Source organism: Mesorhizobium sp. WSM3879, from assembly GCF_002294915.1.
In the GTDB taxonomy this organism is placed as follows: domain Bacteria; phylum Pseudomonadota; class Alphaproteobacteria; order Rhizobiales; family Rhizobiaceae; genus Mesorhizobium.
Genome location: NZ_NSFZ01000002.1, coordinates 166,606 through 191,067, shown reverse-complemented (window position 1 = coordinate 191,067; position 24,462 = coordinate 166,606). Strand labels below are relative to the sequence as shown.

19 protein-coding genes are annotated in these 24,462 nt (G+C 65.1%); 10 read left to right on the top strand and 9 right to left on the bottom strand.

Features of this window, described 5'->3' with window-relative positions; genetic code table 11:
• Positions 1–22: 22 nt before the first annotated feature.
• Together hydA and CK218_RS04355 are read right to left on the bottom strand one after the other, a co-directional pair.
• Entirely contained in the window at positions 23–1,465 is a 1,443-nt protein-coding gene (gene hydA / locus CK218_RS04360) for a dihydropyrimidinase (protein ID WP_095826982.1), read from the bottom strand.
• A gap of 54 nt (positions 1,466–1,519) precedes the next feature.
• Positions 1,520–3,940 carry an FAD-dependent oxidoreductase gene (locus tag CK218_RS04355; protein ID WP_095826981.1) on the bottom strand — a complete coding sequence of 807 codons (2,421 nt, stop codon included), beginning with the start codon at positions 3,938–3,940 and terminating at the stop codon, positions 1,520–1,522.
• 500 nt (positions 3,941–4,440) lie between these two features.
• On the opposite strand from CK218_RS04355, the gene CK218_RS04350 reads away from it, so the two are divergent.
• From CK218_RS04350 to CK218_RS04305, 10 genes are all read left to right on the top strand, one after another.
• Positions 4,441–6,114 (top strand): ABC transporter substrate-binding protein, encoded by a 1,674-nt coding sequence (locus CK218_RS04350; RefSeq protein WP_095827211.1) that lies wholly within the window; start codon positions 4,441–4,443, stop codon positions 6,112–6,114.
• Positions 6,115–6,191: 77 nt separating this feature from the next.
• Positions 6,192–7,205, top strand: a complete 1,014-nt coding sequence (locus CK218_RS04345) for an ABC transporter permease (RefSeq protein WP_066989127.1) — start codon at positions 6,192–6,194, stop codon at positions 7,203–7,205.
• Entirely contained in the window at positions 7,202–8,083 is an 882-nt protein-coding gene (locus tag CK218_RS04340) for an ABC transporter permease (protein WP_245299494.1), read from the top strand. Before CK218_RS04345 ends, CK218_RS04340 begins: the two co-directional genes overlap by 4 nt.
• Complete coding sequence (locus CK218_RS04335) at positions 8,080–10,158, top strand: ABC transporter ATP-binding protein (RefSeq protein WP_095826980.1); 2,079 nt, start codon at positions 8,080–8,082, stop codon at positions 10,156–10,158. Before CK218_RS04340 ends, CK218_RS04335 begins: the two co-directional genes overlap by 4 nt.
• Positions 10,155–11,405, top strand: a complete 1,251-nt coding sequence (locus tag CK218_RS04330) for an MFS transporter (RefSeq protein ID WP_095826979.1) — start codon at positions 10,155–10,157, stop codon at positions 11,403–11,405. The genes CK218_RS04335 and CK218_RS04330 overlap by 4 nt, the downstream gene beginning before the upstream one ends.
• A complete protein-coding gene (locus tag CK218_RS04325; protein ID WP_095826978.1) occupies positions 11,402–12,166 on the top strand; it encodes an SDR family oxidoreductase in 765 nt (254 codons plus the stop codon). Before CK218_RS04330 ends, CK218_RS04325 begins: the two co-directional genes overlap by 4 nt.
• 29 nt (positions 12,167–12,195) lie before the next feature.
• A complete protein-coding gene (locus CK218_RS04320; protein ID WP_095826977.1) occupies positions 12,196–13,221 on the top strand; it encodes an NAD(P)-dependent oxidoreductase in 1,026 nt (341 codons plus the stop codon).
• Positions 13,222–13,232: 11 nt separating this feature from the next.
• Positions 13,233–14,171, top strand: a complete 939-nt coding sequence (locus CK218_RS04315) for a polysaccharide deacetylase family protein (RefSeq protein ID WP_095826976.1) — start codon at positions 13,233–13,235, stop codon at positions 14,169–14,171.
• An 8-nt stretch (positions 14,172–14,179) separates the two neighbouring features.
• Positions 14,180–15,514: a dihydroorotase family protein gene (locus CK218_RS04310; RefSeq protein WP_095826975.1), complete on the top strand. Its 1,335-nt coding sequence runs from the start codon at positions 14,180–14,182 to the stop codon at positions 15,512–15,514.
• A 10-nt stretch (positions 15,515–15,524) separates the two neighbouring features.
• Positions 15,525–16,298: a glucose 1-dehydrogenase gene (locus CK218_RS04305; RefSeq protein ID WP_067327509.1), complete on the top strand. Its 774-nt coding sequence runs from the start codon at positions 15,525–15,527 to the stop codon at positions 16,296–16,298.
• Positions 16,299–16,375: 77 nt separating this feature from the next.
• Here CK218_RS04305 and CK218_RS04300 read toward each other — a convergent pair whose 3' ends face one another.
• The 7 genes from CK218_RS04300 to CK218_RS04270 all read right to left on the bottom strand — a co-directional run bounded on the left by CK218_RS04300 (position 16,376) and on the right by CK218_RS04270 (position 24,460).
• Positions 16,376–17,278, bottom strand: coding sequence for an SMP-30/gluconolactonase/LRE family protein (locus tag CK218_RS04300; RefSeq protein ID WP_164763720.1), 903 nt, complete (start codon positions 17,276–17,278; stop codon positions 16,376–16,378).
• Between the two features lie 34 nt (positions 17,279–17,312).
• The gene (locus CK218_RS04295; RefSeq protein ID WP_095826973.1) at positions 17,313–18,857 is read right to left on the bottom strand and encodes a trimethylamine methyltransferase family protein; all 1,545 of its coding nucleotides are present in this window, start codon (positions 18,855–18,857) and stop codon (positions 17,313–17,315) included.
• Between the two features lie 13 nt (positions 18,858–18,870).
• Complete coding sequence (locus CK218_RS04290) at positions 18,871–19,839, bottom strand: D-2-hydroxyacid dehydrogenase (RefSeq protein WP_095826972.1); 969 nt, start codon at positions 19,837–19,839, stop codon at positions 18,871–18,873.
• Between the two features lies 1 nt (position 19,840).
• A complete protein-coding gene (locus CK218_RS04285) occupies positions 19,841–20,758 on the bottom strand; it encodes a dihydrodipicolinate synthase family protein (RefSeq protein ID WP_095826971.1) in 918 nt (305 codons plus the stop codon).
• Complete coding sequence (locus CK218_RS04280; protein WP_210201057.1) at positions 20,755–21,270, bottom strand: hypothetical protein; 516 nt, start codon at positions 21,268–21,270, stop codon at positions 20,755–20,757. Before CK218_RS04280 ends, CK218_RS04285 begins: the two co-directional genes overlap by 4 nt.
• Before the next feature lie 86 nt (positions 21,271–21,356).
• Entirely contained in the window at positions 21,357–24,206 is a 2,850-nt protein-coding gene (locus tag CK218_RS04275) for a 2Fe-2S iron-sulfur cluster-binding protein (RefSeq protein WP_095826969.1), read from the bottom strand.
• On the bottom strand, positions 24,203–24,460 hold the full coding sequence (locus CK218_RS04270; protein WP_095776339.1) for a sarcosine oxidase subunit delta: 258 nt from the start codon (positions 24,458–24,460) through the stop codon (positions 24,203–24,205). The genes CK218_RS04275 and CK218_RS04270 overlap by 4 nt, the downstream gene beginning before the upstream one ends.
• Positions 24,461–24,462: the final 2 nt, after the last annotated feature.

Genomic DNA, 24,462 nt, shown 5'->3' with positions numbered 1-24,462 from the left:
GCCGATATTCCAAGTCGCCCAATCAGGGGTCGAGCCATGGCGTGGTGTCCTCCACAGCCGTGCCGGCCTTTGCCGGATCGGACGGACGGCGCGCGACGAAGCCGCCGAAACCAGCTTGCGCCTGCAGCTTTTCGCCCGCGATCAGCGGCTCACCACGCAGCAGCACGGTGATCGGCTTGCCCGTCACCGCCATGCCTTCGTAAGGCGAAAAGTCGACGCGCGAGTGCAGCATTTCGTGGCTGATGGTCCACTTGCGTGCCGGGTCCCAGAGCGCGAGATCAGCGTCCAGGCCGGGGGCGATGCGACCCTTGCGGTGGCCGAGACCGTAGATCGCAGCGGCATTGCGCGAGGTCAGATCCAGATATCGCTGCAGCGAAAGGCGCCCCGTCAGCAGCCCTTCGGAAAACAGCAGCGGCAGCCTGGTTTCCAGGCCCGGAATACCGCTCAATGTCGTGGTGAAACCTGGCTCCGGCGCCTTGCCGATCTTGTCGGCGAAATAATAGGGCGAATGATCGGACGACCAGAGGTCGAGGCCACCCTCCGCCAGCAGCCGCCAGAGATGCTCGCGGCTATGCGGCGTGCGCGGCGGCGGCGAAAAGACGAAGCGGGCAGCGTCCCTGCCTGGGCGGTCGAGGTCCGCGGCACCGAGGAAGAGGTATTGCGGGCAGGTTTCGGCCGCGACGTCGACGCCGCGCTGACGCGCCCGCGCGACCTCCTCGGCGGACTGTTGCGACGACACGTGGACGATGGTCATGCGGGCGCCGGTCATCTCCGCCAGCGCCAGAGCCCTATGGGTCGCCTCGCGCTCCATGATCTCGCTGTGCGCCACGGCGTGATAGCGCATCTCGGTGCGGCCAAGCTCGATCAGCCGCTGCCGCGTGCGCCGAATGGCGGCATCGTTCTCGGCATGAACCATGACAATCCAGCCGAGCTTCCTCGCCGTATCGAGCACGGTGAAGAACAGGTCGTCGTCGACCGCGAAGCCCTGGTAGGTCATGAAAAGCTTGACCGAAGCGATGCCATGCCCGGCCAATTGGCTAAGTTGTGCCTCGACGTTGGCGCCGGTCCCCGTCGTCACCACCGCATGGAGGCCGTAGTCGACGATGGAACGGCCGGCCGCGCAACCCATCGCCCGTTCGAGCGCATCCACAGTGGTCATATTTGGACCCGGCATGCCGAAGGGCACGATGCAGGTCGTACCGCCGAATGCGGCCGAGATGGAGCCCGATTCAAAATCGTCGGCGTTACCGGCCCCGCCCCAAACAGGCTGGTCGAGATGGCAGTGGGCATCGATGCCGCCCGGCATCACCCACAGGCCCGCGGCGTCAATGGTTTGCCCACCTTGCAGGCCTGAATCTATCGCGGCAATGCGGCCGTCATCGATGCCGACGTCGCAATCCCGCCAACCGTCATCCAAGGCGACCCTACCGCCTTTGACGACCAGCTGATGCGCGCGCCGCGCCATTCGTGCCGCTCACGCCGCTGTGCTGTTGCGGGTCACCGGGCGGGCAAGCACCGGTCAGGCCCTCAGCCGCTTGCCATCGGGATCGAAGGGCGGCCTGTCGAGCAACACGGCATTATGCGGCCGGCCGAGGATCGCGACGGTGACGGCATCGCCCGATTTCACCGAGCCGGCCTTCACATAGCCGAGCGCCAGCGACATCCCGACATGATAGCCGTAGGCGCCAGACGTGACCTGGCCGACCGGCGTGCCATCGGGAAGGAAGATCGGCTCGCCGCCCGTGGCGTCGGCATCCTTCGCCTCGATCGAGATCATGATCAGCTCGTCGCGGGCCGGCTTCGATGCCAGCGCGGCGTAGGCGTCGCGGTTGAGGAAGTCGCCCTTATCCATCTTGATCAGGCGGTCGAACTTCACTTCCTGCGGCCAGTATTCGGGCGAGTATTCGCGGCCCCAGCTGCCATAGCCCTTCTCCACCCTGAGCGACATCAGCGCGCGCGAGCCGACCGGCCCGCCGCCTTCCTGACGCGCCGCGTCGAGCAGGGCGTTGTAAAGAGCGGTCTGGTCCTTCTCCTCGCAATAGAGCTCCCAGCCGAGATCGCCGGTGAAGGAGACGCGCAGCGCAATGACATCGAGGCCGGCAGCGGTGATGCGGCGCGAGGCCATGAAGGGGAACGACGCCGTCGTCAAATCGTCATTGGTCAAGCGCTGCAGCACCGCGCGCGACTTCGGCCCGGCGACGTTGAAGCCGCACATGTTCTCGGTGAGCGAACGGAACGTCGTGCCCTCCGGCAAGGGCAGCATCTTGAAGAAACGCTGATGATAGCGCTCGGCCATGCCGGAGCCGAAGACGCGATACTCGTCCTCCGCCAGCTTGGTGACGGTGAAGTCGCCGGCGATGCCGCCGCGCTTGCCGATCAGCGGCGTCAGGCAGGATCGTCCGACCCGCGAGGGAATCTTGTTGGCGAAAAGCGCGTTCAGCCAGGCCTCGGCGCCCGGCCCCTTCACCTCGTATTTGGCGAAGTTGGAGATGTCGATGATGCCGACATGGTCGCGCAGCATGCGCGCCTCGCGGCCGACAGGGTGCCACCAGTTCTGCCTGGTGAAGCCGATCGTCTCCTCGCGCGGCTCACCGTCGATCGAGAACCACAGCGGATGCTCCCAGCCGAAGTTCAGGCCGAACACCGCGCCGTTTTCCTTCTGCATGGAATAGGCCGGCCGTGTGCGCACAGGCCGGCCCGCAGCGCGCTCCTCGTTCGGGAAATGGATCTTGAAGCGATGGCTGTACTGGTCCTGCACGCGCGCCTTGACGAATGCCTTGCCCGCCCAGTGGCCGAAGCGGGCGAGATCCCAGCCGAACATGTCGAGCGTCGGCTCGCCCTCGATCATCCACTCGGCCGCCAGGCGCCCGAGGCCGCCGGATTGCGAAAAGCCCGGAATGATGCCGGCGCAGCAGAAATAGTTGCGCAGCTCCGGCACCGGGCCGAACAGTGCGGCGCTGTCCGGCGACCAGATCATCGGTCCGTTGATCACCCTCTTGACGCCGGCAGCGCCGACCGCCGGCACGCGGGCGATGGCGCGCATCATGTTCTCCTCGATGCGTTCCAGATCGTCCGGGAACAGCTCGTGGCCGAAATCCTGGGGCGTGCCGTCCTCGGCCCAGAATTTCATCGCCCGCTCATAGGCGCCGATCAACAGGCCGAGGCCCTCCTGGCGCAGGTAATATTCGCCATCGCGGTCGGCGACCGAAGGCAGGCGCCGGCCCATCGAGGCGATCTCTGGGATGGTCTCGGTGACGAAATACTGGTGCTCGGTCGGGATGAGGGGCAGGGCCAACCCGGCCATGGCGCCGACCTCACGCGCCCACAGACCGGCGGCGTTCACCACCCATTGCGTGCGGACGTCGCCCTTGGTGGTGCGCACGATCCAGCTGCCGTCCGGCTGCTGCTCCGTTCCGGTCACCGCGGTGAAGCGGTGGATCTCGGCGCCGCGCTGGCGCGCGCCGGCCGCGTAGGCGGCCGTCACGCCCGAAGGATCGACATTGCCGCCTTCGGGTTCGTACATGATGCAGCGTATGCCGTCGAAGTCGACGAGCGGGTGCAGCCGCTCGGCCTCCGCCCGGTCGACCTCGTAGAAGTTCATCTTGTAGCGGCGCGCTTTGGCTTCCTGCAGCCGGAGCTGATGTTCACGCGCCTCGGTCTGGGCGAGATAAAGCGATCCCGGCTGGAAGATGCCGCAGCCCTGACCAGTCTCCTTCTCGAGCTCCTTGTAGAGCGCCATGGTGTAATGCTGCAGGCGGCTGATATTGGTCGAGTCGTGCAAGCCGTGAATGTTGGCCGCAGCATGCCAGGTCGAGCCCGAGGTGAGCTCGTCGCGCTCGAACAGCACGACATCGCTCCAGCCGTGCTTGGTCAGATGATAGAGGATCGAGCATCCGATCAGGCCGCCGCCGATCACAACAGCCTGGGCATGGGTCCGCATTTACGTGTTCCTTGTGGCTGTGTGCCGGAGCCGGACGGCCGGGCGACGGGCCGGATAACAACAGGGGTTCGTGCTGGCTCTTGTGCCGACAACATGACCCCACTTTTTCGAACGCCGGCAATGTAGAAAGCTCGGGAAACGACTGTAAAGCCTGCTATTGGGGCTGGCTGCTGCTTTTTGGGGCAGTTAAGAGCAAAAAAAACGAGGTCATAGCCACATCAATCTTCGTTTGTAGGCATAGAGGCCGGGTGTAGCTTTTGGCGGGGAATTGAGCAGCCGCGACCAGCGGCGCCACCAATGGGAGCCACCCGCCATGGACCTGCATTCCGAGCGCGGAGACAGACCGGTCAGACCGGCATGCCTCTCGTCGTCCATGCGTCTTGACGGTCCGGCGGCGCGGTCGCGCCGCGGCCTTCAAAACCGGTTCCGCACCAGTCGAAAAGACAGCGCCGAAGCGCCCTGTCCGGCACGCGCATCGCGACAACTCGGAGGTTGAGACCTTGGACAAGACATCGCATCCCTATATTCCGACACTGCTCGATCAGCTTAACGAGGGCGAGATCAGCCGCAGGGACTTCTTGCGCAAGTCGACGCTGCTCGGGCTTTCGGCCGGCGCGGCCTATTCCATGGCCGGCATCATCGACCCGGCGACGCAAGCGCGTGCCGGCGACCTGCCGAAAGGCGGCAATTTGCGCATCGGCATGCGCTGCATGGAGATCAAGGATCCGCATCTGGCCGACTTCGCCGAAAAATCCAACGTCATCCGCCAGGTCTGCGAATATTTGACCTTTACCGACCGCAACAACATCACTCACCCCTATCTCTTGGAGAAGTGGGACGTCAGCGATGACCTGAAGACCTGGACGCTGCACATCCGCAAGGATGTGAAATGGCGTGACGGCAGGGCGCTTAATGCCGACGACGTGGTCTGGAACCTGAAGCGTGTCAGCGATCCCAAAGTCGGCTCCTCGGTGCTCGGCCTGTTCACCGGCTATCTCGTCGAGGAGTACGATACCGGCGAGAAGGACGACAAGGGCAATCCGAAGAAGTCGAGCCGGCTCTGGTCCGACAAGGCGATCGAGAAGGTCGACGACAGCACGGTGCGGCTGAACCTGTTCTCGCCGCAGATCGCGGTCGCCGAACATCTCTTCCACTATCCGATGTTCATCCTCGATCCGAAGGACAACGGCGCCTTCGGCCCGAGCGCCAACGGCACCGGTCCGTTCGAGATGGTCGAATACACGGTCGGCAAGGGCGCGAAGTACAAGGCGCGGGCCGATTATTGGGGCGGTGCTGCGCATCTCGACACGTTCGAATTCGTCGACCTCGGCGACAATCCCGGCGCCGGCATCGCGGCGATGGCGTCCAAGCAGGTCGATGGCCTGTCGGAAGCCGACGCGGTGCAGATCAATTCGATGAAGGCCTTCCCGCATGTCTCGGTCCACAAGGTCGAGACGACGCAAACCATCGTCATGCGCATGCATCCCGATGTCGAGCAGTTCAAGGACAAGCGCGTGCGCCAGGCCATGCGCCATGCGCTCGACCGCGACAAGATCATCCAGACCGTCCTGCTCGGCGCCGGCACTCCGGCCGAGGACCACCATGTGGCGCCGTCGCACCCCGAATATGCCGCGCTGCCCAAATGGCCGCGCGACGTCGAGAAGGCGAAGAAGCTGATGGCCGACGCCGGCCATGCCGACGGTTTCGAATTGGATTTGGTGACACGACCCGACCCGATCTGGGAGCTCAACACGACACAGGCGATGGCCGAACAGCTGAAGGACATCGGCATCAAGGCCAACATCAAGTCGCTGCCGAGCGCGCAGTACTGGGAAGTGTGGACCAGCGCGCCCTTCAGCCTGACCGCCTGGGGCCACCGCCCGCTCGCCATCATGACGCTCGGCCTCGCCTACCGCTCCAATGCCGCCTGGAATGAATCGCATTTCTCGAACGCCGAATTCGACAAGCTGCTGACCCAAGCCGAGGGCATCCTCGACCCGAAGGAGCGCAGCAAGGTGATGGAGAAGATCGAGTTGATCATGCAGGACGAGGGCCCGATCGTGCAGCCGTTCTGGCGCATCTTCTCGACCGTCATGGACAAGAAGGTGCAGGGATTCGAACTGCATCCATCACAGTACATCTTCGCCAAGGATTATGCGGTCGCCTCCGCCTAGACCACGCTGCGCCCGGCCGGCGACAGAACGGCCGGGCGTTCCTTTCCACTCGCACCCAGAACGGAAACGTCCGGCTGATGGCAATATTCGTGGCGAAACGGCTGGCGATGATGCTGCTCACCATGGTCGCGGCGTCGTTTCTGGTATTCGCCGTCTGCGAGTTCACCCCGGGCAGCGTCGCGCGCAAATCGCTCGGGCCGTTCGCAACGCAAGAGCAGGTCGATTTCCTGACCAAGAAGCTGAGGGCCGACGATCCGCTGCTGGTGCGCTACGGGCGCTGGGCGGGCGTGCTGCTCGGCATCATTCCGGATCCGCTCCAGGACCCGAGCACCGGGCTCAATTTCAAGGATCCGCGCGGCGCGCAGTATTTCGGCAATTTCGGCTATTCGACGCTGAACAAGCTGCCCGTCAACGACGTCATCTGGAACCGGCTCGGCAATACGGCGATCCTGGCCGGGCTGGCCTTTCTGCTGATCGTGCCGCTGTCGATCGTCTTCGGCATCCTATCCGGCCTGAAGGAAGGCGGCGTGCTCGACCGGCTCCTGTCGGTGATCTGCATAACCTTCACCTCGATCCCGGAATTCGCGTCGGGCGTGTTTCTGGTCACCCTATTCGTCATTCTCTGGCCGGTGCTGCCGGGCACCAGCCCGCTCGATACAGAGGGCGGCTGGTCCGTTCCCTCGCAGCTCGTGCTGCCGGTGGCGGTGCTCGTCATCTATGATTTCGGCTATGTCGCGCGCATGATCCGCGTGTCCATGATCGGGGTGATGGAAAAGCCCTTCATCCGCACCGCGGTACTGAAGGGAATGAGCACACGCCAGGTCGTCATCGGCCATGCCCTGCGAAACGCGATGATCGCCCCGTTCACGGTGCTGCTCCTGCAGATCAACTTCCTGATCAGCGGCGTGGTGGTGACCGAACTCGTTTTCGCCTATCCCGGCTTCGGTCGGCTGCTGCTCGATGCCAGCCTCTTCGGCGATATCGCGACCATCGAGGCGGCAACGCTGATCACCGTCGCCATCGCGGTCACGACGCAATTCGTCGGCGATCTCGGTTACATGCTGCTCGATCCACGCATAAGATTGCGATGAGCGCACTGGTCGAGCAGAGAGCGATGGAGGCGACAGCCGTCAAGGCAACGGGCAGGGCACGCCTCAAATGGGCGCGCATCCTGCGCTCGCCTACCGCACTGGTCGGGCTGTTCCTGGTCGGCTTCTGGGTGCTTGCGGCGATCCTCGCACCGGTGCTGCCGCTCTATTCTCCGACCGAGCAGGATGTGATGGCGCTAGCCGACCCGACGCCATCGGCGGCGCATTGGCTCGGCGTCGACATTCTCGGCCGCGATGAGTTGTCTCGCCTGATCTTCGGCGCTCGCACCGTGCTGGTCGTCGCGCCGCTTTCGGTCGCGGTCGCCATGATCGTCGGCATCACGCTCGGCATGATCGCCGGCTATTACGGCGGCTGGATCGATGCCGTGATCAGCCGCCTTTCCGACATCATCCTCGCCTTCCCGGTGCTGGTCCTCTACGTCATCCTGATCGCCAATATCGGGCCATCGATAATCAACATCGTCATCGCCACGACGATCGCCTCGGCGCCAGGAATCGGGCGAATAACGCGCGGGCTGGTACTCGGCCTGAAGGAGCAGGAATACATCGCCGCCGCAAGGCTGCGCGCCGAAAGTACTTTATACATCATGCTTGTCGAGCTGTTGCCCAACTGCCGCGGCATGCTGATCGTCGATGCCTGTCTGCGCATCGGCTACACCATCATCACCATCGGCATTCTCGGCTTCCTTGGCCTTGGCCTGCCGCCGCCCAACCCGGACTGGGGCGGCATGGTCAAGGAAAGCACGACGGTGCTCAACGTCTGGCCGTTGATGTCGGTGCTGCCCTCAATCGCCATCGTCAGCCTGGTTCTGGGTTTCAACCTGTTGGCCGACGGCCTGCGGGAGGCCTGGAAGCCATGACGATGGTCGCCGAGCCGATTTCGACGCAAGGCGAGCGTGCGTCCGAGACGCCGCTCCTCGCTGTCCGAGATCTGCGCATCGAGTTTCGCGGGAAGGCCGAGACGATCGTTGCGGTGCCGAAGCTGTCTTTCGAGGTGAAGCCCGGCGAAAGCTTCGGGCTGGTCGGCGAATCCGGCTGCGGCAAGAGCACCACGGCGATGGCGATCATGGGCTATCTCGGTGCGACAGGCGTCGTCGCCGGCGGCAGCATCCGCTTCGAAGGCGAGGAACTGGTCAACGCACCGGCGCATAAGCTTCGCGCCATACGCGGGCGGCGCATCGCCATGGTCTACCAGGACCCGATGAGCGCGCTCAATCCGGTCAAAACGATCGGCGCGCAGCTTGCCGAGGTGCCGATGCTTCATCTCGGCGCAAGTCGCGTCGAGGCGCTCGACATGGCAGCCGCCATGCTGAAGGACGTGCGCCTGCCCGATGCCGGCGACATGCTGAAGCGCTATCCGCACCAGCTTTCGGGCGGCCAGCAGCAGCGCGTCGTCATCGCCATGGCGCTGCTCGGGCGGCCGTCGCTGCTCCTGCTCGACGAGCCGACCACCGGTCTCGACGTGACGGTGGAGTCGGCGGTGATCGATCTGATCGGCGAGCTGCGCCGTCGCTATGGAACCAGCCTGCTGTTCATCTCGCACAATCTCGGTCTGATCGCCGAAAGCTGCGACCGGGTCGGCATCATGTATTCCGGCGAGCTGGTAGAGGAGGCGCCGACGCGCGAGCTGTTCGGCCGGCCACGCCATCCCTACACGCAAGGGCTGATCGACTGCATTCCCGATATCGGGCAGGGCAAGCACAGCCGCACGCTTGCCGCCATTCCGGGCAATATCCCGCTGCCGTCGGAGCGGCCGCGCGGCTGCCTGTTTGGTCCGCGCTGCGCCGGTTTCCGCGCCGGCCTGTGCGACCGGGCTGGCATGACGTTGGAACCGGTCGGCGAGCGGCATGTTGTGCGCTGCGTGCGCTGGCCCGAACTCGAGGTGGCTCATCGGGAGCTTCCGCCGCTATCCGGCGAGAGTGCGGCACCGGCAGCCGAGATCACTTTCTCCGACATCACCAAGTTCTATCACCTCGGTTACCACAAGACGCTGAAGGCCAATGAGGCCGTATCCTTCGAGGCCGGCAAGGCCGAGATCGTCGCGCTGGTCGGCGAATCCGGCTGCGGCAAGTCGACCCTGGCGCGTATCGTCACCGGCCTCGACCGCGCCACTTCGGGCGAAATCCGCATGGCTGGCGAAAACATCGCCGCGATCGAAGCGAGCGCGCGGCCGAAGCCCCTGCTGCAATCGATCCAGATGGTGTTCCAGAATCCGGATTCGACGCTCAATCCGTCGCACAGCGCCGGCTTCTCGATCCGTCGCTCGCTGAAGAAGTTCGGCATCCGCAAGGGCAAGGCGGCCATCGACCAGCGCATGCGCGAGCTGCTGGAGATGGTCCGGCTTTCGCCGGACTTCGCCGCCCGCCGGCCGAGCCAGTTGTCCGGCGGGCAGAAGCAGCGCATCGCCATCGCCCGCGCCTTCGCCTCCGATCCGTCGCTGATCGTCGCCGACGAGCCTGTGTCGGCGCTGGATGTCTCCGTGCAGGCGGCCGTGGTGACGCTGCTGCTCGACATCCAGAAGACCCGGCATGCGACGATGCTGTTCATCAGCCATGACCTGGCGCTGGTGCGCCACGTCGCCGACAAGGTCGTGGTGATGTATCTCGGCAAGGTGATGGAAAAAGGCACCGTCGAGGAGATCTTCGGCGGTGCAACCCATCCGTACACCGAGGCGCTGATCTCGGCGATCCGCAGCACCAAACCGGAAGGGGCAGAGCGCAACCGCATCACGCTGACCGGCGACACGCCGAGCCCCGTCGATGTCCCGCGCGGCTGCCGCTTTGCCAGCCGCTGCCATCGCAAGCTGGGTTCGATCTGCGACAGGGAACCGCCACCGATCCGCAGGATGTCCGCCACGCACGAGATCGCCTGCCACATTCCGGCGGAAGCGCTGGAGAGTCCCAGGCATCCGGACGAGGCGAGCGACCGTTCATGACGAGGCCAGCTTCACTGGGCCGCCTCTGGCGTCAGGCCGAACGGTCGCGCGCCATCCTGTCGATCATGGCGCGCATCTGCCTGGCCGGCACCGGCAGCGCCATGCTGACCACCGCGGTCTCGCTGGCATTGAGCGCGCCGGGAATCGACCCCTCCGAAGTGCAATTGGTGCTGACCGCTTACCCGGTCGGATTTCTCATCGGCTGCCTCGTCGCGCGTCCGCTGGTGTCGCGCGTCGGCCATGAGCGCGCCTTCTTCGCCATAACCGTGCTTGCAAGCCTCGCCGCCGCGGGGTTCGCGCTCACCGATTTCATGCCGGCATGGCTTTGCTTCCGGCTGCTCGGCGGGCTTGCCATGGCGGCAATGTTCGTTGTCTGCGAAAGCTGGATCAACCTCTATGCAGACCAGCACAATCGCGGCAGGCTGTTTTCCATCTACATGCTGACGACGGCGGTCGCGGTGCTGTTCGGACAGCTTTTGCTGGAGATCGTCGGCGCGCATTCGCCGCATTTGTTCGCCGTCAGCGCGGCGACGGTGCTCTTGTCGGCGCTTGCACGGTTTGTCTCCAGGCCTTGGCCTGCCCTGCCCGCCGAGCAAACCGAGCCGTCCCTGGCCGATATCCCGGCGCAGGACGAACGCTATGGCGTCGTCCAGTTGCTGCGTCTCGCTCCGGTAACGGTGGTCAGCATCTTCCAGGCAGGCATCACCAACATGAACATTTTCGTGCTGACGCCGATCTACGGCGCCAAGATCGGACTGTCCGCCGCCGCCACTGTCGGCCTGGTGACGACCGTCAGCATTGCCGGCATGCTGGCGCAGACGCCTATCGGATGGCTGTCCGACCGGTTCGACAGGCGCATCATGCTGCTTGTCCAGGGACTGCTTTCCGTGTCGCTATGCGCCTCTATCGCCTGGCTGGGCAGCGGACCGCTGCCGCTGCTCTTCCTGCTGTTCTTCCTCTATGGAGCAACCGCGCTCACGGTCTATCCTGTGGCCATCGCCTTCGCCAATTCGCGCATGCACAGCCGGCACATGGTGGCGGCTTCGGGCACGCTGCTTCTGCTCTATTCGATCGGCAACATCCTGACGCCGGGTCTCGCCGCGGGACTGATGGAGCGTACCGCGCCGCAGGCCATGCTGTTCGTGCTCGGCACCGGCGGCATTCTGGTGGCGGTTGCGGCTTGCATCAATCTGCGGCGGCGCCCGGTCAGTGTCGCGGTTGCGCAGCCGTGCGGAGGCGAGCCGTGAACAGCGCCCTTCCCCACCGTCTGGATGGCAAGTTCGTTCTGATCACGGGCGCCGCGAGCGGCATCGGCGCGGCGATCGCGCGCCGCTGCGCCGACGAGGGAGCCCGTGTCGCCTGCTCGGATCGGGACACGGCATCGACGAAGGCGCTTGCCGCCAGCCTTGGGCCGAATGCTCTGGCTGTCGACTGTGATGTCACCGATCCGGACTCGGTCCAAGATGCTGTCGACGCGACAGCTCAAGCATTCGGCCGGCTGGACGGTCTGGTCCACAACGCCGCGGCTCCCTCGACCGACGGCACCGTCGCCGACCTTGCAGTGGACAAGTGGCGGCTGGAACTCGACGTCAGCCTGACCGGCGCGTTCCTGATCTCCAAATTCGCCGTGCCGCTGATGGCATCGAGCGGCGGCGGGTCGATCGTCTTCATCGGCTCGCAATTCGCGCGCGTCGCCGTCGGCAAGGCGGTGGCCTATTGCGCGGCGAAGGCGGGGCTTGTGCATCTGGCGAAGGCCATGGCCGTCGACCATGCGGATCAGAACATCCGGGTGAACAGCCTGTCACCGGGAGCGGTCGCGACCGCGCGCCTGCTGCAGCGCTGGCCCAGTCTGGAGGCGGCCGACAAGGGTCTAGGGCCTGCGCATCTGCTCGGACGAATTGCCGAGCCCGAAGAGATCGCAGCCGCCTGCGCCTTTCTGCTTTCGTCCGACGCTTCCTTCGTCACCGGCACCGACCTCCTGGTGGATGGCGGCTATGCGGTGCGTTGAATCCATTCCAGCATAGGAGGCTTCAAGACATGACCCTTCTCGTCACAGGCGGCACCGGCTTCGTCATGAGTGTGGTGGCGCGTGCCTGGCTGGACCGCGACCCTGCCGCGCGCGCCGTCATCCTGGATCGCGCCGGCCTCGACGCCGCGGCCGAAAGGCATTTCGCTCCGGTGCGCGACCGGCTCAAAGTGATCAGCGCGGATATCCTCGACCCGGCGGGGTGGTCCGCCGCACTCGACAACGAGCACATCACCGCGATCGTACATGGCGCGACGATCACACCGATTTCGCGCGGCAGCGCCTCGGAGGCCAAGCGCCAGCCGGAGGCCGAGGACCCGGCTCGCATCGTCGATGTCAATCTCATGGGCACAGTGCGCATGCTCGAATGGGCACGCGCGCAGGCCAACGTGAAGCGCTTCATCTATGTCAGCTCGGGAGCCATCTATCGACACAATGGCCCCGACTGGAGCGGCGAGCCGCTGCCGGAGGACGGCTACGTCGCGCCGTTGACGCTTTACGGCATCTCAAAATTCGCCTCCGAGATGGTGACCAACCGCTATGCCGACCTGTTCGGCCTGTCGGCGGTTTCGGTCCGGCTTGCTTCCGTCTACGGCCCGATGGATCGCGCGACCGAGAGCCGCAACTTCCGCCATGTCCCCAACCGTGTTGCGCACATGGCCCTGGCCGGCGAAACGATCCGGCCGAACAGTCTGGAGCCGGTGGGCGACTATCTTGCCTCGACCGATGTCGCTGCCGCGATCCTCGCGCTGCTCGATGCGCCGCGCCTCAATTACCGCCACTACAATATCGGCTCCGGCTCCAGCCAGACCATCGGCGAGATCATCGCCTGGGCAAAGGAGCGTGTTCCGGCGCTGAAGGTTGAGGTGACGCCTGGAGAAGACGCCAATATCCTACAGGACGTGTCGCTGAAAGGCGGCATGTGGGGCGCCTACGACATCGCGCGGATCATGCGTGATACGGCATGGCGGCCGCGCCCGGGCAAGGAGGCGTTCCACGCCTATATGGACTGGATTTCGGCCAACGAGATGAAGTGAGAGGGATTGCCATGACAAGCGCTGCCTCACAACCGGTCCAGCCGCGCGACTTCGTCGGCTATGGACCGAACCCGCCCTATGTCACCTGGCCGGACGGCGCGAAAGTCGCGATCAATCTCGTGCTGAACTACGAGGAAGGGTCGGAGTACAACTGGCTGGATGACGGCCGCAACGACAATTGGGGCGAGTACAACAACCCCGGCCTTTCACCGCATCGCGACCTCGGCACCGAAACGCATTTCGAATATGGCAGCCGGGCCGGGGTCTGGCGGTTGGCTCGGCTGTTCGACCGCTACGATGTGCCGATCACGGTGTCGGCTTGCGCAGTGGCGCTGGAGAAGAATCCCGCCGTCGCCGAGTGGATGAATGCGCGCGGTCACGACCTGCTCGGTCACGGGCTGCGCTGGACCGATTATCCCGGCATGCCGCGCGAGGAAGAGGAGCGGCAGTTGCACGAAGCGATCGCACTTTACGAGAGGGTGCTTGGCCGGCGGCCGCTCGGCTGGAACTGCCGCTCGTTTCCAAGCGTCAACACCCGCGATCTGCTGGTGCGCGAGGGCGGCTTTCTCTACCACTCCGATCCCTGCAACGACGAGCTGCCCTATTTCGTCGACCATGGCGAGGAGAAAATCCTGGTCGTGCCCTATTCCAAGACGCTCAACGACAGCCGCTTCCTCATCGCGCCGGGTTACAGCAATCCACGCGACTTTGCCGAGGATTGCCGCTCGGCCATCGATTACATGCTGTGGGAGGCAGAAGAGACGGGCGGACGGATGCTCAATATCTGCGTGCACGCGCGCTGGATGGGCCAGCCGAACCGGGCGTCCGGCCTGCGCGAGGTGATCGAGCACGTGCAAAAGACGCCGGGAGCGATCTTCATGCGGCGCGCAGGCATCGCGCGGTACTGGCTCGACAATCACCGGACGTTTGCCAGCAAGCGTGCCGGCTGAACAGCGGAATGTTCGAAACCCTCATCAGCGGCGCGACGATCGTCAACGCAGATGGCGAAGCCCGCCGCGACATTGCCATCAACGCCGGCAGGATCGCGGCCCTGATCCAGCCAGGAGAGGCGGCCGAAGCGCGGAAGGTGATCGACGCAAGCGGCTGTATGCTGCTGCCCGGTCTCGTCGATGCGCACGCGCATCTGCGCGAACCGGGACTGACCCACAAGGAAGACTTCTCGTCGGGCACGCATGCGGCTGCGCTCGGCGGCGTGACGACGGTGCTCGACATGCCGACCGACGAGCCCTGGACGGCGACGGCAGACCAGCTTGCCGAGAAGATGTCGATGGCCGAAGGCAAGCTCAACGTCGATGTCGGCTTCCAGGCTGTTGTCAGCGAGAGGCTGGACGGTCTCGAAAGGCTCGCGGCGCTTGCCCCGGTGTCGTTCGAGCTTTTCACGGCGGATGTCCCAGAGCCGTTTCTTTTTCCGACGGTGGACACCGTTCTTCACGCGCTGAAGCGGATGAGCGCGCTCAAGACGATCGTCGGCATCTCGCCCGGCGATCAATCGCTGCTGGTGGGCAGCGCCGCGCGCGTTCATTCTGGCGACATCGCAGCGTTCCGCGAAAGCCGGCCCCCACTGGCCGAGGCCAACGGCATCGCGCGGGCGCTGCTGGCGGCGGCCGAGACCGACGCGCGCGTTCATGTCCGCCAGATCAACTCTTCGCTCGGCGTCGAGACCTGGCGGCGCCTGCGCGATCTTGCCGATGCCAGCGTCGAGACGACACCCCAGAACCTGTTCTTCTGTGCGGACGACTACGAAAAGCAAGGCGCGCGGCTGAAGGGATCACCGCCGTTCCGGCCGAGGCAAGATGTGCAGCGCCTCCGCGAGGCTGTAGCGGCCGGGCTGATCGACATCATCGCCACCGATCACGCGCCACACAGCCCTGCTGAGAAGGCCGCCGACTATCCGGCTTTCGCGGACATCCCGGGCGGCATGCCCGGACTGCAGACGCTGCTGTCCGTCATGCTCAAGCTCGTCGACGAAGGCCTGATTGGGCTGCGCGACATCGCGCGCCTGTGCGCGGCCAATCCGGCCGACCGGTTCGGGCTTGGCCGGCGCAAGGGCAGGCTGGCCGTCGGCCACGATGCCGACATCCTCATCATCGACCCGACGCGAACCTTTGCCATCCGCGATGCCGACCAGAAGTCAAAGGCCGGCTACACGCCGTTTGACGGCTGGAGCGTTTCAGCCACCTTGCGGCAGGTGTTCCTGCGCGGCGAGGAAATCACGCGTGACGGCGCGCTGGTCAACCCGGGACAAGGCCAAGTGGTGCGGTGGGAAAGCTGAGGCAGGCAAGATGGGTCTTCTGGACGGCAAGGTTGCCATTGTCACCGGCGCGAGCTCCGGCATCGGCCGCGCCATCGCGCAACGCTACGCGCAGGACGGCGCGAAGGTGGTGGTCGCCGATACGCGCGAGGAAGCTATCGAAGGCGGCGAAACAACGGTCCGGCTGATCGAAGCGGCTGGCGGTGAGGCGATCTTCATCTCCACGGACATCGCCGATCAGCAGGCCGTCATAACCATGATGCGGCAGGCGGTGGACCGGTTCGGGCGGCTCGATATCCTAGTCAACAACGCCGCGGTCTATACCTCGACCAATCTGCTCCAGACCACGCCGGAGCAATGGGCGAAGGTGATCGACGTCAACGTCACCGGCTTCTTCTACTGCTCGCAACAGGCGGTGCTGCAGATGCTCAGGCAGGAGCCGGTCAACGGCGTACGCGGGCGCATCATCAATATCGCCTCGCAGCACGGTATGGTCGCCTGCCCGGGCGATTTCCCCTATTCGGTCAGCAAGGGCGCGATCGTGCAGATGACGCGCCAGATCGCGGTCGATCACGCCGAGGACCTGATCGTCTGCAATGCGATAGCTCCCGGCAAGATCATCACCGGCAAGCCGGGCATCGCCAACGACCCTGATGCGCTCGACTATTCGCGCCGCCGCACGCCATGGCCGCGGCTTGGCGAGCCGAACGATGTCGCCGGCGCGGCGCTTTTCCTGGCCAGCGACCTTGCGACATACGTCACCGGGATCAACCTGATGGTGGACGGCGGCTGGATGGCCGGCTGAGCGGTCATCGCGCGAAAGCAAAGGCCGGCTGCAAAGCGGCCAGCCTCCTTCCTATCCGACGATCACGACGATCGCAGCTACTTATTCGGCACTTCGTAGACCTTGCCGTGCCAAGGTGCTGCATCGATCTGGTCGAGGGCCATCACGTAAAGTTCCTTTTCATCGGGCCCGAAGGCGAAGTTCGGCATGGACGGCGACGGCACCGAAAGCGTGCGCAAGAGCTTGGCGTCCTTGTCCACCACTATGATCTTGCCCGGCGCGTCGAGGGAGCGCGGGCTCTGGCCGATATACATCTCGCCAGCCTTGTCCATCTTGATGCCGTCCGGCCAGATATGCGGCTGGTTCGGGAACAGATCGTCGAGCCGAAGGAAGACGCGACGGTTGCTCAAGCTGTGATCGGCCCCGACATCGAACTCGATGATGCGGTTGTCCTCGGTTTCGACCAGGTAGAGCATCTTGCCGTCGTTCGACATGACCAGCCCATTGGCATTGTGCAGGTCGCCAGCCACCTTCTTCACGCTGCCGTCCTTGCCGATGTAGTAGGCCGACGCGTCGATCAGCGGACCGCCCTTGCCGGAGCCGGTGAAGTAGATGCCGCCCTCCTTGTCCGGCGCGAAATCATTGGGGCCGCTGAACGGCTTGCCGTCGGTGTCCTTGTCGTAGGCCGGCAGCGTCTTGCCGTCGGCCGAGATGCGGCCGATCGTGTTGTTGTCGTAGCAGGTGACGACGAATTCGCCCGTCGCGGTCGGCAGCACGGCCGAAGGGCCGCAGCCATCCATCTTCCAGAAAATCGCGTTCTTCTTGCCGTCCCAAACGTCCACAGTGCCGCGGCCGTATTCGACGTAGAAGAGCTTGTCCTGGTACCAGATCGGGCCCTCGGCGAACCAAGCGTCGTCATTGATCACCTTGACGTTCGCGGCGTGTGCCGATGCGGTAAGAGCGAGGGCTAACACTGTGCCCAGCAAATGCTGTCTTGTCATGCGCTTCCCCTTTCTTTCGTTGAACTCCAGGCGCTTAGGGCTCGCCGGCGCCGATCTCCTCCTTGCGGCGCGCCACATAGGCGTCCAGCTCCTCGCGGATGGCTGGATCCATAACCGGTTCCTCGTAGTCGCTGAGTGCCTGCTGCCAGAGCTGCGTCGCCCGCTCCAGCGCATCGTGGCCGCCCGCTTCCTGCCAGCTGCCGTAATTTTGCCAATTGGACAGCATCGGCCGGTAGAAGGCGGTCTCGTAGCGCGCCATGGTGTGCTCCGACCCGAAGAAATGTCCGCCGGTCGGCACGGCCTTGATCGCCTCGAAGCCGAGGTCGTCCTCCTCGAACGGCATCGGCCGCAGGAACTCCATCATGTTCTGCAGGATCTCGACGTCGAGGACGAGCTTCTCGTAGGAGGCTGTCAGCCCGCCCTCCAGCCATCCGGCGGCGTGATAGATCAGGTTCGCGCCGCCGAGCACCGCGCCCCAGGTCGCCATCTCGGTCTCATAGGCCGCCTGCAGGTCGACGACATTGGAGGCATTGGCATTGGAGGTGCGGTAGGGAAGGTTATAGCGCCGCGCCAGCTGTCCGGCGACGATGTTGGCCTTGGCGTTCTCCGGCGTGCCGAAGGCAGGCGCGCCGGAACGCATGTCGACATTGGACGTGAAGGCGCCATACATCACCGGCGTGCCGGGATTGACCAGCTGCGTCAGCGTCACGCCGAACAGGGCCTCGGCATTCTGCTGCGCAAGAGCCGCGGCCAGCGTCACCGGGGTCATGGCGCCCATCAGGGTGAAGGGCGTGATCGTCACCGGCTGGCCGTGCTCCGCCATGGCGATCAGGCCTTCGGCCATCGCCTCGTCGAACAGGCGCGGCGAGTTGACGGAAATAATCGTCGTGACCCCCGGCGAATTGCGCAGTGCCTCGATGGTCGTGCCGCGTGCGATCGCCGTCATGGCGATGCTATCCATGGCGCGGCCGCGGCCGATCGCCGAGCAATGGAAGCTCAGATCCGACAGCGTGAGATTGGCGCGATAGGTGTCGAGATGGCGCGAATTCGCCGGCAGCTCCATAGGCGCCACCACCTGGTTGCCGATGATATGGATGGCGTTGAAATGATGCGCGAGGCGGATGAAGTTCTCATAGTCAGCCAGATTGCCCTGCCGGCGGCCGTTGATGCGGTCATGCACATTGGGCGGCCCGGCGACCAGCCCGAACACCAGCGAATTGCCGCCGATGCGGATCTGCTTGTCCGGATTGCGCGAGCTTAGCGAGAAGGACGATGGCGCGTTCCTAAGCGCTTCTCTGACGATACTCTCGTCGATCCGCACCGTGTTCTCGGCCCGATCAACGATGGCGCCCGCGGCCTCGAAGATACCCAGCACCTTCTCGCCCATGACGCGGATGCCGAGTTCGGACAAAATACGCATCGAGGTCCGGTGGAGCTTGTCCATCTGCTCCTCGTCGAGGATCTGCATCGGCGCGTAGGGGCTTGTGACGCGCTGCCAGGGCAGTTGCGCAATGCCGCCGCCACTGCGCCCGGCCGCTCTGGTGCGCCGTCCGCCGCTTCGCCTGTCATGCGCTGTCATCGGCCTGTCCTCCTTAATAGCCGCGTCCCGGATCCACCACATTCGCCAAAGGCTCGCCGCGCCGGTAGCGGGCGAGATTCTCGGCAAACATGCGTGCCGACTTCACGTCCCAGCCGTCGTAGACGGACGAGCAATGCGGCGTGACGATCACGTTCTCGTAGCCCCACAGCGGATGCGCCGGCGGCAGCGGCTCGAGGGCGAAGACGTCGAGCGCCGCGCCCTTGATCCGGCCACCGTCGAGCGCCGCAAGGAGCGCCGCCTCGTCGACGACGCCGCCGCGGGAAACGTCGATCAGCACCGCCGAAGGCTTCATCGCCGAGAAGGCTTCGCTGCCCACCATGCCACGTGTGCTTTCGAGCAGCGGCACCGCGCACAAGATGAAATCGGCACGGCCCCACAGGCTGGGCAGGTCGGCCATGCCGTGCACCTCATCGATGTGGTAGGTCGGTTTCGGGCTGGCGCGCACGCCCAGGGTCGTCATGCCGAAGGCCCTGGCCCGGACGGCGACCGCCTGCCCCGTCTTGCCGAGCCCAAGGATCAGAAGCGTCTTGCCCTGGATCGGCTCGACCTTGCCGGCCGTCCACCTCCTGGCAGCCTGCTCGCGTGCGAAGCCGCGCAGGCCGAGCGAGAAGGAAAGCATCGCGCCGAAGACATATTCGGCCATCATGTCGGCAGCGACGCCGGCCGAATTGGTTATCGTCACCCTTGTCGGATCCCAGGGGCGCAGGTGATCCGTGCCGGAGCCGCCGACCGAAACCCAGCGCACGGTCGGGCTCTCGACCAGCGCCGCGCGCGGATAGCGCGATCCCCGGTCGAATTTGATGGTGAACACCACCTCGGCGCCGGTGTCCGCAATCAGGTCGGGAAGCGCCTCGTAGCTGTCGCAGCCGAGCACCCTGAGATCGGGATGGGTTTCCGCCAGCGCCGCAATCGGCCCGTCCGGCGCGTCGCTGCTGACGATGATTGTTGGCCGCGCGGACATTTCAGCCCCGCCTCGGACCAGGAATGTGATCGGCAAGAGGACCCAGCGTCTCGAGCAAAGCCTTGCCTGCCTGCGGGCTGGTGTTCTCATGCGGCGCGCGCAGGTTGAGCCAGCGCTGGTCGCCGGAGCGCACGGCAAGTGCCGCTTTCATGCCGCCGATCAGCCCCGCGGTCTGAACCGCCTTTCGAAATTCCTTTATGGCGGCATCGGCGGCCGAGACGTCGCGGCCGGCGCGCGCGCCGTCATAGACGGCGCGGATAGCCTTGGCGTTGAGGTTGACGGAAGCGGAAATGCAACCCGCCGCGCCGGCGGCCAGGCCTTGGGTGAGCTGGCCTTCGGAACTCGGGAAGACGGAGACGTTGGGCGCCGCGGCGATCACGGCCGCGGTGTTGTCCCAGTTCCCGGCACTGTCCTTGTAGGCGACAACGGTTTCGGGAAATGCCGCGTTGAGCCGCGCCGTCAGCGCCGGCGATACCGGCACCCCGGAATTCTGCGGGATGTGATAGAGGATCAGCTTGAGCTTCGGGCTGGCGACTTTCTCGACCAGTTCCGAATAGTAGCGCGCCTGCCCGTCATCGCCCGCCGCGGTGTAGAAGAACGAAGGCAGCACCATGACGCCGGCGCAGCCGAGTTCCAGGGCATGCCGGCTCAGTTCGAGCGTCTCGGGCAGCGCGGTCAAGCCTGTGCCGGGCATCATCTTATCGGCCGGGATGCCGGCCTCGGCCAGCCACTCCAGGGCTTGCATGCGTTCGCGCGGCGACAGCGACAGCGCCTCGCCGGTCGTCCCAAACGGCGAAAGGTAATGCGCGCCCTGAGCAAGCACCCATTTCGCATGGTTGACCCACAGATCGCGGGCGACGCTGCCGTCTTTGTCGAAGGGCGTCAGGATGGGCGCAATGACGCCTTGTACGCTGTTCATCGATGGTTCTCCCGGGTCGTCGTGTCGCCGTCGGCGAGCTGCGCCGCCGCGTCGACTGTTCTGATAAAGAATGCTGTCGAGGCGATGTCGAAGAAGATGTCGAAGCCCCCCACGCTGCGCACAAGCACGGCTTCGAGATGGGCGACGCGCGTCTGCGCGACCGCGTCATCGGCAAAACGGGCAGGCCTGAGGTCCAGTGCGCAAAGCCTCGCCATCACCGCTTCTGCCGACTGGCCGGAAAGTCGCATCCAGCTCCAGCCCTCCTCGCGCCAGGACCAATAGCCGCGCGGGTCCTTCTCGGCCTGCCAGTCGGCAATAAGCTTTGCGGCGGCGCCACCGGCCCCTATATCGTCAATCGCCAGGAAATCTTCGCTGCCAAGTCTTAGCAGCCTGACGCCGCCCTGTATGGCGATGCGATTGACGGGCGGTAAGGAGAGACCCTGCGCTTCGAGCCAGGCTGAACTGCCCGGACCCTTGATGCCGAAGCGCGATCGGGCCGTCAGATCGGTCACTATCAGCTGCCCATTTGGCAGAACTGCTTCAGCGGCCGAGCCGTTCGGCGACAAGGGAAATGTCCGCATGGCAAGACCGGCCATCGTTACATCTCCTGCCGGACGTTCTGCGGATCGACGAAGGCGTGAGCGATCACCGGCACCTGCACCAATTCGCCGCTGCGACACTTCACCGTGACCTTGCTGCCGGGAGCAGCGTCGTCGATATGGACATAGGCCAGCGCGATTGTGTGGCCAAGCGTTGGCGAGAAGCCAATCGAAGTGATCTGCCCAACCGGGTTGCCGCCGCGCAGCACCAGGCAGGACTCGCCGGGGATATTGCTTGCACCCTCGAAAGAGAGGCCGACGAGCCGGCGCCTTTCGCCAAGCCTCGTCCGCATCTCGATCGACCGCTTGCCGACGAAGAAGGGCTTCTTCTTCGAAACCGCCCAGCCGAAACCGAGCTCGTTGGGCGTGGTCAGCGCGTCGGTATCCTGGCCGATCAGGATATGCCCCTTTTCAAGCCGCAGCATGCGCGAGGCCTCGAGTCCATAGGGACGCAAGCCATGCGGCTTGCCGACCTCGGACAAAGCGTCCCACAGCGCGACCACATAGCTCGAAGGACAGTGCAGCTCGTAGCTCACCTCGCCCGTGAAGCCGATCCGCATCACACGCACCGACAGGCCGGCCAGCATGCCTTCGCGCCCGTGGAGATAGGGGAAAGCGTCGCGCGAGAAATCGATGTCGCCATCTAGCGCCTGCAAGACCTCACGCGCCTTCGGGCCGGTGACGTTCATGCCGGAAAATGCTGCCGTGACGTTGAGCACGTCGACCTTCAGCCGCCACTGCGCATTCCAGAACAGCATGTCGGCCTGCACGCGGGCGACGGCGCCGGTCGTCGCGGTGACGTAGAACAGGTCATCGGCGAGACGATAGGCGACGCCGTCATCGATAACCGTGCCCATCTCGTTGAGCATCAGGCAGTAGCGGACGCGGCCGACGGGCTGGTTGGCATGCGCCATCGTGTACATCCGATCGAGGAAGGCGCCGGCGTCAGGACCGCGGATCTCCAGCTTGCCCAAAGTCGACACGTCGAGCATGCCGACGCCGTTGCGGACCGCGGCGATCTCTTCGCGGACCAGGCGGTCTATCCGGTCTTCCGGCCCGTAAAAATACGGCCGCCACCAGGCACCGATCGGCTTCATGCGAGCGTTGAGCGCGAGATGGCGCGCATGCAGCGCGGTGCGCCGCTCCAACGGCTCGTGATGGCCGGCGAGCACGCCGAGCTTCTCCGGTCCGGTCGGCGGCCGCGCCGTGGTGACGCCCACCTCGCCAACCCCACGCTCCGTCGCTTCGGCGACGATCCGCGCCGTGGCGAGCGCCGAATGGCGGCCCTGGCTAGGCCCCATGCCGACGGTGGAAAAGCGCTTCACCAGTTCGAGTTCGCGATAGCCTTCCTTGACCGCATTCCGCAGGTCCTTGACCTGCAGATCCTCATCGAAATCGACGAAGTCGCGACCTTTTGCGTTGCCGGCGAGCGGTTGTGCCCAGGCAGCTGGCTCGGGCTCGTATTCGTTCTGCACGTCAGGAGGATCGCAGTGGCCGAGCCGCTCCAGAGCCTCGCGCGCGGCGCGGCGGCCGTCGGCCATCGCATACTGCAACCGCGATTTGCCGGCAACGGCGCCTGCCAGCCGGACGGCCGCGCCCTCCGGCAGACTGAGCGTCGTTCTCGCCGTCGCATCGTCGTAGCCGACTATCGCTCCCGCGTGGCAGGGCAACTGCCAGGCAGGCACCGAGCCGACGGAGACCGCCACGAGATCGCAGTCGATCCAGCGGCTGCCAATGCGGACTCGCGCGACGTGCCTGTTGCCGCGCGTCCCGGACGCTTCCTCGATCGGGGCGCCTGCGAGGATCCCTATCCCTCTGGCCCGAAGCTCACCGGCGCGGTCGCCGGCATTTGGCCGAGGATCGACGATCGCGGCCAGTTCGACGCCAGCCTCGACCAGATCCAGCGCGCAGTCGTAGCCATCGTCATTGGCGGCCAGCACGACTGCCCGCCGGCCAGGCTGCACCGCGTAATGGCGGAGCAATCGTTGCACGGCGCCGCCGGTCATGATGCCAGGCAGATCGTTGTTGCGGAACACCGCCGGCTGCTCGATGGCGCCTGTCGCCAGGACAACCTCGCGGGCGCGGGTTCGGTAGAGCCGGTTGCCCTGGATCAGCGGCAGCCAATTGTCCTCATACCAGCCGTTGCAGATGGTGCCGGTCATGATGCGCAGATTGGGGAGCTTGGCTGCCTTGGCTGCCAGACTGAACAATATGCCCGGATCGCAGCGGCGATAGGTCAGCGAACCGCCAATTTCGGGATTGTCGTCGCACAACAGCACGTCGGCGCCGGCTTGTGCGGCCGAGATCGCAGCCGATAGACCCGCGGGCCCCGCGCCGACGACCAGCAGGTCGCAGTGAAGATGCGCCTTGTCGAAACTCAGATGCGGCGCCTTGACGTCGACGATCCCGAGCCCCGCCTTGCGACGGATCATCGGCTCCCAGAAGCGGAGCCAGCTGTCCTGTCTCGGACCCATGAAGGTGCGGTAGTAGAAGCCGACCGGCAGGAAACGTCCAAAGCGGTCGATCACCGCATCGCGGTCGTTTTCCAGCGAGCCGTTGACGTTCTGCGCCATCACCATCATGCCGTCCTGGAGCGGCGTCAGGTCGGCGGGAACATTCGGCTCCGACGGCAATTGCACCAGCGTGTTCGCTTCCGCGCCGGCCATGGTCATGATGCCGCGCGGCCGGTGGTATTTGAACGAGCGCGACAGGACCCACTGGTCCGAGGCCGCCAGCGCGCTGGCGATGCAGTCGCCGGCAAAGCCATGATAAGCCTTGCCTTCGAAGGTGAAGCGGATAGGCCGCGTCCGGTCGAGGCGCGAGCCGTATGGCGTGCCAAGCCGCGTCATGGCCGGCTCCCAGGGGCGTAGGTGCGGATGATCTCGTTGGTGACGACGTCGCGCTCGGCGAGGAAGAAGAAGTTGCTCGGCACGTGCCGCCACCACTCGACCACCACACCTTTTCGATTGTCCGCGCGGAAGAGATGCCTTGCCCACTCTGCGTCGGCGGCAGCGTCCGCATCGGGCCCCTGCCGCAGCGGACCGAAGGACTGGAATTCGTCGATGTTGCGCGGGCCGTTCATGGGGCAGTCAAGCAGCTTCATGG

Excerpts from the sequence above, each read along its gene's own strand:
- CK218_RS04295 (WP_095826973.1), bottom strand. The coding sequence starts at position 18,857 with ATGACAGCGCATGACAGGCGAAGCGGCGGACGGCGCACCAGAGCGGCC.
- CK218_RS04305 (WP_067327509.1), top strand. The coding sequence starts at position 15,525 with ATGGGTCTTCTGGACGGCAAGGTTGCCATTGTCACCGGCGCGAGCTCC.
- CK218_RS04275 (WP_095826969.1), bottom strand. The coding sequence starts at position 24,206 with ATGACGCGGCTTGGCACGCCATACGGCTCGCGCCTCGACCGGACGCGG.
- CK218_RS04320 (WP_095826977.1), top strand. The coding sequence starts at position 12,196 with ATGACCCTTCTCGTCACAGGCGGCACCGGCTTCGTCATGAGTGTGGTG.
- CK218_RS04310 (WP_095826975.1), top strand. The coding sequence starts at position 14,180 with ATGTTCGAAACCCTCATCAGCGGCGCGACGATCGTCAACGCAGATGGC.
- CK218_RS04270 (WP_095776339.1), bottom strand. The coding sequence starts at position 24,460 with ATGAAGCTGCTTGACTGCCCCATGAACGGCCCGCGCAACATCGACGAA.
- CK218_RS04285 (WP_095826971.1), bottom strand. The coding sequence starts at position 20,758 with ATGAACAGCGTACAAGGCGTCATTGCGCCCATCCTGACGCCCTTCGAC.
- CK218_RS04355 (WP_095826981.1), bottom strand. The coding sequence starts at position 3,940 with ATGCGGACCCATGCCCAGGCTGTTGTGATCGGCGGCGGCCTGATCGGA.
- CK218_RS04335 (WP_095826980.1), top strand. The coding sequence starts at position 8,080 with ATGACGATGGTCGCCGAGCCGATTTCGACGCAAGGCGAGCGTGCGTCC.
- CK218_RS04315 (WP_095826976.1), top strand. The coding sequence starts at position 13,233 with ATGACAAGCGCTGCCTCACAACCGGTCCAGCCGCGCGACTTCGTCGGC.
- CK218_RS04290 (WP_095826972.1), bottom strand. The coding sequence starts at position 19,839 with ATGTCCGCGCGGCCAACAATCATCGTCAGCAGCGACGCGCCGGACGGG.
- CK218_RS04340 (WP_245299494.1), top strand. The coding sequence starts at position 7,202 with ATGAGCGCACTGGTCGAGCAGAGAGCGATGGAGGCGACAGCCGTCAAG.
- hydA (WP_095826982.1), bottom strand. The coding sequence starts at position 1,465 with ATGGCGCGGCGCGCGCATCAGCTGGTCGTCAAAGGCGGTAGGGTCGCC.
- CK218_RS04300 (WP_164763720.1), bottom strand. The coding sequence starts at position 17,278 with ATGACAAGACAGCATTTGCTGGGCACAGTGTTAGCCCTCGCTCTTACC.
- CK218_RS04330 (WP_095826979.1), top strand. The coding sequence starts at position 10,155 with ATGACGAGGCCAGCTTCACTGGGCCGCCTCTGGCGTCAGGCCGAACGG.
- CK218_RS04345 (WP_066989127.1), top strand. The coding sequence starts at position 6,192 with ATGGCAATATTCGTGGCGAAACGGCTGGCGATGATGCTGCTCACCATG.